Genomic DNA, 11,567 nt, shown 5'->3' with positions numbered 1-11,567 from the left:
CATGCTTACAGCGCAATACAAACAAGTACTTAAAACCCAAAGCTAGTACCTTGTAGTAACGCCCAAAAAAAAAATGTAACTTTGCATCTTTAAATACAGCATTATGAAAAATATTTTAGTCCCAATCGGATCTACAGAAAAAGCAATTACCACTTTACAATATGCCATTGATTTTGCAGAAGAAATAAATGCAAACGTATTAGTTTTTAGGGCATATAAAGCAAAATCTAAAGCAGGTAGTATGGTAAATATGACGGCAATTATAGAGCGTGAAACAAAATTATACCTAAAAACATTGGTAAGCGCTGTTCATAGAAAAAATGTAGATGTAAAGTTAATTTCTTCTAAAGGAGGAGTTCTTGAAAGTGTTGAGGCTATAGATAATGAAATTGGTGTAGATTTAATTATTGTGGGAGCTAAAAGTAATTCTATTAAACATGGTGTTTTTCTAGGAAGTACAGCGGGTAGCTTGGTTAAAAAATCTGATTTACCTGTTTTAACGATTCCTGAAGGCTATGTTTATAAACCTATAAAATCTATTTTATTGGCATTTAAATCTGGTATTATTAAAAGTAAAACGGCTTTAAATCCTTTGGTTACTTTGGCAGAAAAATTTAATCCAGAAATAAATTCTTTATTAGTTAAAACTGTAGGTTATAAAGATGAAGATTTAGTTTTAGATAAAGGATTAATTGAACTACAAACCACACTTACAACTACAGAAAATGCCACAACGTATCAAGGTGTTCTAGAGCATTTTAAAACACATAACCCAGATATGTTATGTGTTTTTAGACGTAAAAGAGGTTTCTTTAAAAAATTATGGGAAAAAAATACAGTACTTAAAAAAGAGTTTTATACCTCTATTCCTTTATTAACTTTAAAAGGAAAATAAACTAGTATTTTAAATCTGCTGGTTCAATAAAATCTACATCAAGGGTATACATTTCTTTGATGTAGGTTTTTATTTCTACCATAAACTCTTCTAACTTTTCTTCCGTTATTTCAACGTCTGGTTTTCTATAATTTGATGAAAAATTGACAGATAAAAATCCACTATTTAGGTTTTTAAAAGAATAAATTCCGCCTTCTAAAGGTTGCTTAAAATCGTACTTTTTACTTTTAGTATATAAATAAGCGTACAACAATACCTGTATGGCTTTGTGCTGCTCTTTTTCTCTTAATTTATCAAATTCTACAACACGTAAATCGGCACTACTTACCATACCTGTTTTATAATCTGTAATACGTAACACACCATTTAATTCATCTACTCTATCTACCTGACCATGTATTTTTATAGGATATTCAATACCTTCTATTTCTATGTCTGCAGATAAATTTTCTTCGGTTGCCAGAATCTTTAATTGATTGTTTTTATCTTTTAATAATTCTTTTTCTTGTGATAAAAAATTATTAACAAATCGGTTGGCTACTTCAAAAATCAAACGGTTTCTACCTGTAGATATATCTCCGTTTTTAAAGGCTTCTTTAAAATGTTTCACCACCAAATCTTTCGATTTTTTGCCCATCGAATCAATATCTTCTACTTGTAAAAACTTACCTACAAACGGTGTGTATAGTTCATCTAATGTTTCATGAACAACAGTACCTAAGGTGTTATAAGCAACGGTTTCTTCTACATCTTCAAACTCTTTTAATTTAATTATTTTCTGTTTGTAAAACGAAATTGGGTTGTATAAATAATTGGTTAATGCAGACGGAGAAATTCCTTTTACAGCCAATTCTTGTAACTTATCTAAAACAGTTTTATCTTTTTTAATTTCTTTTAACTCCACTTTTTGATTCAGTACTTTTGGAGCAACCGTTTTCTGAATAACGTCTGTTCGCATCATTTCTAATTGCGTAACAAAACGGCTTTTCTCTCCACTTCCTAAAACATCGTGTTCTGTATTATAAATGATAAACACATTTTTGGCTCTCTGCATCAATCTAAAAAAGTGATACGAAAAAATAGCATCTTTTTCTCTGTAAGTTGGCAAACCAAACTCTACTTTAACATCAAAAGGAATAAAAGAATTTTGTTGACTACTTGCTGGTAAAACTCCTTCGTTAGTAGAAATTAAAATAATGTTTTCGAAATCTAAAACACGGGTTTCTAACATTCCCATTAACTGTAAACCTCTTAAAGGTTCTCCTTGAAACGATAAACTTTCCGAAGAAATTAATTGTCTAAAAAAGAGGGCTAATGTTTTTAAATCTGGGAAGTATTTAAACTCATTTTGCAAGGTTTTTAATTGCGTAAAGGTGGTGTAAAAACGAAACAAATATTCTTTTTCTAAATCACTTACATCTTCTTTTAAAAGATTGATTAAGTTTAAAACCCGATCTATAAATTCATCTACAGAAGCATACGCGTTAAAAATTGAAATAAGCGCTTCTTTTAACGCTGCATCTATATTTTCTAATAATTTATAGATGTCTTTTTGTTTAATAAACGTTTGGTTATGTTTGGCAATATTGTCTGAAAAAGCATCTATATCTGGTATTATTTTATAAATAGATTGATGTTTTAAAAACCGAATTACATCCTTATAATAAAATTCATTTACAACTGCTTTTTGCAATTTTTCTTGAGAAATAAATAGCTGAAATACAGAAAACAACAAGTTGGTTGTGGGCACATCTTTTAAAGGGTATCCCATGGTAATATTAATTGCATTGATGTTTTTAGGCAAAGAATTTAACGTTATTGGCAACAAAGTTTCATCTGCTAAAACCAAAGCTGTATTTTTAAAATCAGTAATTTTTTCTAAAATTTCTCCTGCATATTTTATTTGAGTCGTGTTTTTAGATGCCCCAATTACTTCTATTTTTTTAGGCTCTGAAAATGTTGTACCTAAAGTTTGTATTTCGTTTTTCTCGTAATATTTCCATTGTTTTTTATACCTTCTGATGAATTTTCCGGCTTGATGATTTGATTTGAAAAAGGTTTCATCAATATCCCAATAAATTTCCGAATTACCACTTTCTAAAACTTTCTGAAACAATAATTCTTCGGCAGTGTTTAAGGCATTAAAACCAATAATAAAGAATTTTTTTGTTGAATTTTTTTCTAAAAACTCATCAATTTTATCGCAAGATTCTCTATAAATTAAACCTTGGTATCCTATCTTTTTTTCTTTTAAAAATTGATAAAAAGCATCGTAATACACATTTAATTTCTCTAAAAACGAATAATGATCTTTCATTAACTCGGTTTCTGTAAACTCACCGTCTACAGACCATTTTTTTAAACGCTGAATGTCTCTTAAGTAAATAAAAATCTTTTTAGTTTCTATTAAATGCTGATCTATCTCGTTAAAATCTTGAATAACAGTAAATGCCCAAGAAGCAAAAACATCAAAAGTTACAGGTTCTTTCTCTAACCCTTTATAAATGGTATAAAAATGAAATAATAATTGAATGCTATCTGCCTTTTCTATACCTGAAACCTTATTTATAAATTGCTCTACATTAATTATTTCTGGTAAAAAACCAACCGTAATTTTATCTTTAAAGGTTTGCTTTACAAACACTTTTGCTCTTTGAGATGGAAGTATAAATACCACATCTTGAAAAGATTTTGTGCTTTTTAAAATGTTTTCTATAGTATCAGAAATAAAAGATTGCATAGTTAAAATAGGTCTCGACTGCGCTCGACCAGACATTTAGGAGAACTTGTCTCCTCGAACGGAGTCGAGAGGTTTATATTAAATACCAAATTACAATTTTTATCCTATTTTTGAGTAATCTAATTTTTAATTTTAAAAATAAAAAATGCAAAACGAATTGAACATTGTTGGTATTCAGGCAGATTTAGTTTGGGAAAATCCTGCAAAAAATTTGGCTTTTTTTGAAGAGAAAATTAATATGCTTTCTAAAAACACCAATCTTGTTGTTTTACCAGAAATGTTTACTTCTGGTTTTACCATGAACCCAGAAAAAGTTGCAGAAGAAATGAATGGAACTTCGGTTTCTTGGATGCAAAAAATGGCAACAGAAAATGCTTTTGCAATTTGTGGTAGCTTGGTGATATACGAAAGACCTTTCGACTGCGCTAAAGGTGACAAAAAATATTACAATCGTTTGGTTTTTGTACATCCTTCTGGTAAAATAGAAACGTATGACAAACGACATTCTTTTACCTTGGCAGGTGAAGATAAAGTGTATACTTCTGGTGCTGAAAAACTAATTGTAAATTATAAAGGATGGAAAATTTGTCCGTTAATTTGTTATGATTTGCGTTTTCCTGTTTGGGCTAGAAACACTGAAAATTACGATCTTTTAATTTTTATGGCAAATTGGCCTATAATTAGAATTAAAGCTTGGGAAACACTTTTAAAAGCACGCTCCATAGAAAATATGTGTTATGTAATTGGCGTTAATAGAACCGGAAAGGATGCTAATAATTATGATTACTCTGGAAACTCTTTAGTCTTGGATTTTTTGGGTGATGAGCTTTCTCAATTAGAAAGTAATGAAATTGGAATTGTTACCACTACTTTGGTGAAAACCAAGCAAGATGCAATTAGAAAAAAACTTGGTTTTTTAAATGATTTGGATACTTTTAAAATTGATTTTTAATGTTTCTACAACATAAAAAGACCTTTCTGTATTTAAACAAAAAGGTCTTTTTAAATTATATATAAGTTTGCAAACAAGTCTAGCCCTGATTAACTCTGCTTTACTATTTTTTTGAATCGTTGAATGCTTCGCATTTGAAACGACATCCTTTTTGTTTTTTACAAAAAGATATAGTGGAAAGCAGGAAATAGCTTCTAATACTAACTAGGATTCATCATCCATTTGAATTTGAAATCTGTTTGAGGAACTACAATTCTTTCTGTAATTCTGTACATTCTATCTGGTAATTTCATTAAATAATCTCTTGCCTTTTCTGCTTCTGGCGTAAGATTTGTAATTTTATCGATTTCCCAAGCTTCATTTAATTTTCTTAAAATATCTACATAATCGAAACCGGTGTAAACACCAACTCTTTGTGCTACAATAGAAAAATCATCGAACAAACTTCCTTTTGCTTCAAAAGATTCTCTTAAATGCATTGCAGGCATTACAATCTTATGTTTCATCATGTGCTGAAAAGCCAACATCATTTCACTAGGATCAATTTTAAAGATTTCTTTTACGAATTCTGTATATGCTTGGTGATGACGCATTTCGTCTCCTGCAATAATTCTAGACATTTTTGCCAAAGCTTTGTGCCCTTTTTTACGTGCAATTTTAGCTACGTTGTTGTGAGAAACATAGGTTGCTAATTCTTGAAAACTTGTGTACACAAAGTTTTTATATGGATCTGTAGAAGTACCAATATCAAAACCATCTGCAATTAAATGTTGTGTAGAAATTTCTACTTCACGCATATTTACACGACCAGATAAGTACAAGTATTTGTTTAAAACATCTCCATGTCTGTTTTCTTCTGCGGTCCAAGTTCTTACCCATTTTGCCCAACTATTGTCTGGATCTTGAGAAACTCCGTCTAAATCTAATAACCAAGATTCGTAGGTTGGTAATGCTTCTTCTGTAATGGTGTCTCCTACTAAAACAATCCAAAAATCGTCGTGCAATTCTTTAGATAATTCTCTAATTTCTTCTACTTCTGATATAAAAGAGTCTTTCTGAGAATTTGGCAAAAAGTCTGTTGGCTGCCAGATTTTTTCTGCAGGGATTAAATATTTATCTACAAAGGTATGCATGCTTTTTTCTAAGGTTAGCATCACTTCTTTTCTTACGTTGTGTATAGACATATCTTTATTTTATGTGGTCTTTAATGACTGATTCGGTTTTTTCTAATAATTCATTAAAAGGTAATGAATTTATTTTTAATGGTTGATGAACAGTAAATGTAATTGGGCTACCTAAACCTAATGGAAATTTTCCGTATTTAAAAATTTTCCAAGAATTATTTATTGTTATTGGCACAATATAACCTTCTTTATTAAATTTAGTGATGACTTTTAAGCCATTTATGGCAAATTTCTTAGGCTTACCATCTCTACTTCTTGTTCCTTCCGGAAAAATTACGGCTCCCCATTTATTGTTTTTAATTCTTTTTGCAAACTCCATTAAGGCTGAAATGGCTTGTTTTGAATCTTTTCTATCGATTAATGCTGCACCACCATGTTTTAGGTTAAAAGAGATACTAGGTATGCCTTTACCGAGTTCTTTTTTAGAGACAAATTTTGGTTGATGTTTTCTAAATGCCCAACTAATTGGTGAAATATCAAACATACTTTGATGGTTAGAAACAAAGATTAGTGAGCAATCTTCTGGTAGTTTGTGTTGATTATCTACCTTAACAACTACGCCTAAAATTAATAATGTTTTAGATAAAAACCAGTTCATATAATCTACTACAAACTGATGCCCTTTATAACCAAATAATTTTAACCCCAACCATTGTAATGGATGAAATATAAGTAGTGATAAAAAAAACACCAATATAAAAATTGGTGATAATATGTAGCTTAAAATTTTCATTTTGAATCTAATATAGATGCTTGCTTATGCAAGGATGCTTGTTATTAAAACCAGTTACTCCAAGGGATTCTAGAAAGAATCAATATTAAAGCAATACCGTAGAAAATTGCAAATGTTTTAAATTTAGCTGCATCTTCTGTTTGCTTTTTATGTTTAGACCAACCTATTGTTATAAATACAATAGCAATAAGCATCATTAAAGGGTGTTCTACAGCTAATAATCTAGTTGCTTTATTTGCCATAACTTCGCCACCATTAGCTTTTAATGCTTTGTACCAAGGAGACATAAAATACCATCCTAAACCAATTAATAATTGTATATGAGACACTATTAAGGTAAACAAACCTAGTCTTAAATCTTTATCTGTAAATTCTTTTTTTTGCTTTAAACCAATTACTGCATTAACTACTGCAAAAATTAAAATTGCTAAAACAAGGTATGCCCAATATGAATGTACGTCTTTCATGCTTTTTATATTCTATTTGTATATGTTACAAAGTTACTAATTTTAATAATAAAAAAACCACCTCAATTGAGGTGGTTTTTGTTAAGGTTTTTTTTAGGATTTATTCATTCCAAACCCATTCTCCATTTTCTTTAATTAAATATCTGATTACATCATTTGTACCATTGTCATACAATAAGTATGTAATTAGGTATTTTTGACCATCTTCTGCAGATGGATTTAAATGATCTAATAATAGGTCTAACGAAAATAATATTTGATCGTCTTCCCAATTATAATCATAATCAGAATAATCCGCAAGATTACTTAAACTTACATTATCAAAATCTGTATTACCTTCTAATTCTGCAGCCATATAAACATAATCATCTGCATTTAAAGTATATTTAATTGTATTATCTGGAATCCAGTTACTACCATCATGACCAAATTGTAATGTTGTACTCATTGTTGATTGATGTTTAACCCAAACTCCATCAGTTTTTGTATATCTATCTCCACGTACTTGCGCACCACTAGAACTAGATACATATTTATATAGTACATCTAAAACAGCATCGTTTTTAGCATAAGGAAATTTTAGGTTTAAAAAAGCTGCTAAATAATCATCTGCAGGCTTAGAGCTTCCAAAGTTTTCAAGTCCCATTGAAGCAAAATCTGCATCAGTAACTGAGTAAAATCCATCTGTAGATGGGATTTCCCAAGCACCTTCATTGAAAGTGTAAATAGCATTATAAGTTTCTTTATTACCTACAGTTTCATCTGCTAAAGTTTCATTACTCATAATAGAAGACCAAGTGTTTGCAACACGGATACCATCTATGATAGCTGATGGTCCGCCACCACCCTGACGGATACCAATTCTTTTAGCGCTATTACCAGAATTACCCGTATTTGTAGCTTCAGGAGTAGCAGGTTCTGTATCTGTTACAGACGTTAATACATATAAATTTGCAATACCTGTTTCAACCTCATAAGAAGTTACTATAAGATAAGTAGTATCTAATTCGTAAGCAGTTGTACCATAAGTTAAAGAACTAGAACTAGCACCTATACCAAATAAAACTTTTCCGTTACCATCGCTTTTTGCTCCGGTTCTTGCAGAAAAATTAAAACTTCCGTCTTCTTCCATTAAATGGAAAAAGTAAGTTCCATTACCAACTTCACTTAATTTAATTAAAGCGCTAGAATATACTTTTTTGGAAGTTAATTCTGGAGAAATAGCTGTATTTACATCTTCAGAACCAGCAGTAGAAATAGCTAAAGCCCCCCCAACATTTGAAGAAGGATAATCTGCCATTGTTAAGTTTTCTGTTGTATACATTAATTGATTATCAGCTCCTGAATGATTAACCCAAGCTCCTGCAGAAATTGTAGTTAAATCTCCAGCTGTTGTACCGTAATCTAAGTTTTCATCTAAAGAAACCTCAGGTGTTACTGTAAAAGCACTACCTGTAAATTGATCATATTGTGCAGAAACAAAATCTCCTTCTGTTGCAGTAGGATATTTAGCTGTAATGATATCTACCAAATAATCTCCTGGTGTTGCAGTAGATTGGAAACCTAATAAATCACTTCCGCTTGTTGTATAATCTGCTTGATCTAAAGTGTAATTTTTTAAACCAAAAGCATAACCAACATTTAATTGGTAACCTACTAAAACAGATGAATTTTTTCCCCAAACTGGGTATTTATCTGCTAAAAAAGCAGGTAAAGCTGCTTTTGCTTCATCTACGTCGTTAAAACGTCCAGATAATTCTAATGCGTCGTAGTCATCACTTGTAAGTGTATAAGAAGCTTCTCCTACGATTGCATTTTCATTCGCGTCAACTTCTGCATTAATATCTTCTAATGGCTCACAAGAAGTAAATACCATTGAAAAAATTGTTAGTAATAATACTATTTTTTTCATCTTTTGTTTTTTAAAATTTAACTTTTAATCCTAGACTAAATGTTCTACCTGCTCCATAATAAACTTGTGCAGTATCATAAGTAGAACCATCACCATCATTTGCATCTGAAATATATTCTACATCAAATAAGTTGTTCATATTTGCTGTTAAAGTAGTATCAAAATCACCAATTGTAAATCCGTGTCTTAAACCTAAATCAAATAAACTATAGCTTGGTAATTTCCAAGGGTTAGATGTGTTCGTTGGATCATTTCTTCTGTTTACATCAAAGTAAGCATAGTTGTCTCCTGCATAATTAAAATCTAAAGAAATTGTAGTTTTTTCTAATAAATCATACTTTGCACCTAATGCAAATGTAGTTTGTGCTGCATCAGATACTTTTAATCCTTTAGCATAAACTGTAGAGCTAGCTATTTCAGTACCATCTTGCGCAAATGTTCTACCTACTGCATCGTTTTTCCATTTCCAGTTACCAACAGAAGCCATACCTGTAATAGCTAATTTATCCATAGGTCTAAGTAAGAAATCGAATTCTACACCTTGGTGTAAGGCATCTAAACCATTAATATTTACTGTTAAGTTTTCTCCTCCAGGTCCAGGAAGACTTCTAATAAGAGATTTATCTAACCAAGAAGTTGTGTAAATGTTAAGGTTTGCAGAGAATACTTGAGATTTAAAACCGTATCCTACTTCTGCACTAAAAACTTTTTCATTAATAGCATCTTCATTTAAAGCTGTAGATCTATCACTTTGAAAAACGTTTCCTGTTAAAAATGGTGCTTTTGAGAAATAACCTACGTTAGCAAAAACATTTTGTTGATCATCAATATTATAGTTTGCTCCACCTTTAGTACTGTATCCTAAGAAATTTGCTACATCAGATTTTCTTTCAGGATCATTTGCTGCATATTTCATAAAGTCTTCTTTACTGTATGCTGTGTTAGAAATTGCAGTAGAAAAGAATACAGATAAATCGTCTACAGAATATTCTAATTGACCAAATACACCATATCTTTTTACGATACCATCGTAATCTTTACTAAATCTATCTCCTACTTGTAATGCTTGACCTCCTGTATTATCAGAACTATCATCGTTATAGAAATACTCTCCTCCTAATAAGTCTGTTACCTCATACCAGTGAGACCCCACATAAGATCTTGCGTCTATACCTACAGATAAAGATAAAGTTTCTGATAATTTAGTTTTTAAAGTTGATAAAACTCCGTACCATTCGTGAGAGTTTTTTGAAGCTGCAAAGAAATCTGTAGCACCTAAAGCTCCGTTTGATATATTTTCATCAACAATTCTATCGAAATCTATTGGTTGGTCTGCACCACCTAATCTATAATCATTGCTAATAAATTTTGAACCTTGAGTTCTTCTTCCTCCTCCTGTACCAAAAGAAGCATATACAGAAGTAGTTAAAAATGTTTCTTCAGAAATTATCCAATCATAATTTAAAGAAATTTGTGGTTTGTGATAAAAGTTAAAAGAAGTATTTTCTACTTGACCATTTCTGTAACCCCAATCTGGGTTAAATCTTTTACCTCCTTGTTCTGTTGCTCTATATTCTGCAATAGTTCTTCTATTATATCTTTGTCCGTGTTCTTGAATTGTACCAATTACGTTGAAAGATAATTTATGTTTCTCGTTAATTTCTTTAGAAACATTTAAGAAATAGTTTACACCACTAAACTGAAGACCATCTACATAACCCTCTCCAGAAACTTTAGCTGCAGAAGCTGTTACTGCAAAACCATTGTCCATCATACCTGTAGATAATGTCATTCCATATTTTTGGTAACCATTGTTTCCTGTACTCATTCTAACAATACCACCTTTTTCTGCATCTGTAGATTTAGAAATAACATTAATGGTACCACCAATAGAAGGTACTGCTACTTTAGAAGCTCCTAAACCTCTTTGTACTTGCATTGCAGAAGTAACATCTGATAATCCTGCCCAGTTAGACCAGTAAACTGCTCCGTTTTCCATATCATTAACAGGTATACCATTAATCATAACTGCAACGTTTTGAGATCTAAATCCACGTAAGTTAATTCTTCCATCTCCATAACCACCACCAGATTTGGTAGCATAAACACCTGGAGTAGATTTTAAAATCTCTGGAAATTCCTGTGCTCCTAATTTAGCTTCAATATCTGCCGCTTTAATTGTAGAAACTGCCACTGGTGTTTTTCTACCAATTGCAAAAGAAGTTGCTGTAACAACTATTTCATCTAAAGCTCCAGCATCCTCTTCTAATTTAATAGATTTAAAATTTGATTTTGAAGAAGAAAACGCAAATTCTCTAGTTTTGTAGCCTATAAAAGAAACTACCACAACCCCAGACTTTGTTTTTGCTGTTAAAGTGAATTTTCCATCAAAATCTGTTGATGTACCGTTTGCTGTACCTTTTACAACAATACTTGCTCCTGGTAATGGTTGGTTTGTATCATCTACAACTGTACCAGTAATTTTAGTTTGTCCTAAAATTGTAGCTGTTACAAATAGTAAGGCTACAAATAATAAGTTTTTAAAATTTCTCATTGTTTAATTTTATGTTATTAAATGTTCTGCAAAATTCCTCTTTTCGTAGAGTTCTAATGTTAATTTAATGTTAAGCTTTAACAAAAAATTAAGACAAGTAAGTACATAAAATATTTTTTCTATACTAATA

At 30.9% G+C, this 11,567-nt stretch carries 8 protein-coding genes; 2 read left to right on the top strand and 6 right to left on the bottom strand.

The features are described 5' to 3' along the window. Window positions 1–103 precede the first annotated feature (103 nt). On the top strand, window positions 104–895 hold the full coding sequence (locus WG951_RS12120) for a universal stress protein (RefSeq protein ID WP_105049554.1): 792 nt from the start codon (window positions 104–106) through the stop codon (window positions 893–895). Between the two features lies 1 nt (window position 896). On the opposite strand, the gene WG951_RS12115 is transcribed toward WG951_RS12120, so the two are convergent. After that, window positions 897–3,635: a PD-(D/E)XK nuclease family protein gene (locus WG951_RS12115; RefSeq protein WP_105050593.1), complete on the bottom strand. Its 2,739-nt coding sequence runs from the start codon at window positions 3,633–3,635 to the stop codon at window positions 897–899. A 145-nt stretch (window positions 3,636–3,780) separates the two neighbouring features. On the opposite strand from WG951_RS12115, the gene WG951_RS12110 reads away from it, so the two are divergent. After that, the gene (locus WG951_RS12110; protein WP_105049555.1) at window positions 3,781–4,587 is read left to right on the top strand and encodes a nitrilase family protein; all 807 of its coding nucleotides are present in this window, start codon (window positions 3,781–3,783) and stop codon (window positions 4,585–4,587) included. A gap of 200 nt (window positions 4,588–4,787) precedes the next feature. On the opposite strand, the gene WG951_RS12105 is transcribed toward WG951_RS12110, so the two are convergent. The 5 genes from WG951_RS12105 to WG951_RS12085 all read right to left on the bottom strand — a co-directional run bounded on the left by WG951_RS12105 (window position 4,788) and on the right by WG951_RS12085 (window position 11,437). Continuing rightward, window positions 4,788–5,771 (bottom strand): acyl-ACP desaturase, encoded by a 984-nt coding sequence (locus WG951_RS12105; protein WP_105049556.1) that lies wholly within the window; start codon window positions 5,769–5,771, stop codon window positions 4,788–4,790. 4 nt (window positions 5,772–5,775) lie between these two features. Further along, on the bottom strand, window positions 5,776–6,504 hold the full coding sequence (locus tag WG951_RS12100; RefSeq protein ID WP_105049557.1) for a lysophospholipid acyltransferase family protein: 729 nt from the start codon (window positions 6,502–6,504) through the stop codon (window positions 5,776–5,778). 44 nt (window positions 6,505–6,548) lie between these two features. Continuing rightward, complete coding sequence (locus WG951_RS12095; protein WP_105049558.1) at window positions 6,549–6,971, bottom strand: hypothetical protein; 423 nt, start codon at window positions 6,969–6,971, stop codon at window positions 6,549–6,551. Window positions 6,972–7,071: 100 nt separating this feature from the next. Then, a complete protein-coding gene (locus tag WG951_RS12090; RefSeq protein WP_105049559.1) occupies window positions 7,072–8,883 on the bottom strand; it encodes a hypothetical protein in 1,812 nt (603 codons plus the stop codon). Between the two features lie 10 nt (window positions 8,884–8,893). Next, complete coding sequence (locus WG951_RS12085) at window positions 8,894–11,437, bottom strand: TonB-dependent receptor (protein WP_105049560.1); 2,544 nt, start codon at window positions 11,435–11,437, stop codon at window positions 8,894–8,896. Window positions 11,438–11,567 lie beyond the last annotated feature (130 nt).

Origin of the sequence: Polaribacter butkevichii, assembly GCF_038024105.1 — a bacterium.
Taxonomy (GTDB): Bacteria; Bacteroidota; Bacteroidia; order Flavobacteriales; family Flavobacteriaceae; genus Polaribacter; species Polaribacter butkevichii.
This window is presented reverse-complemented; position numbering and strand designations above follow the sequence as displayed.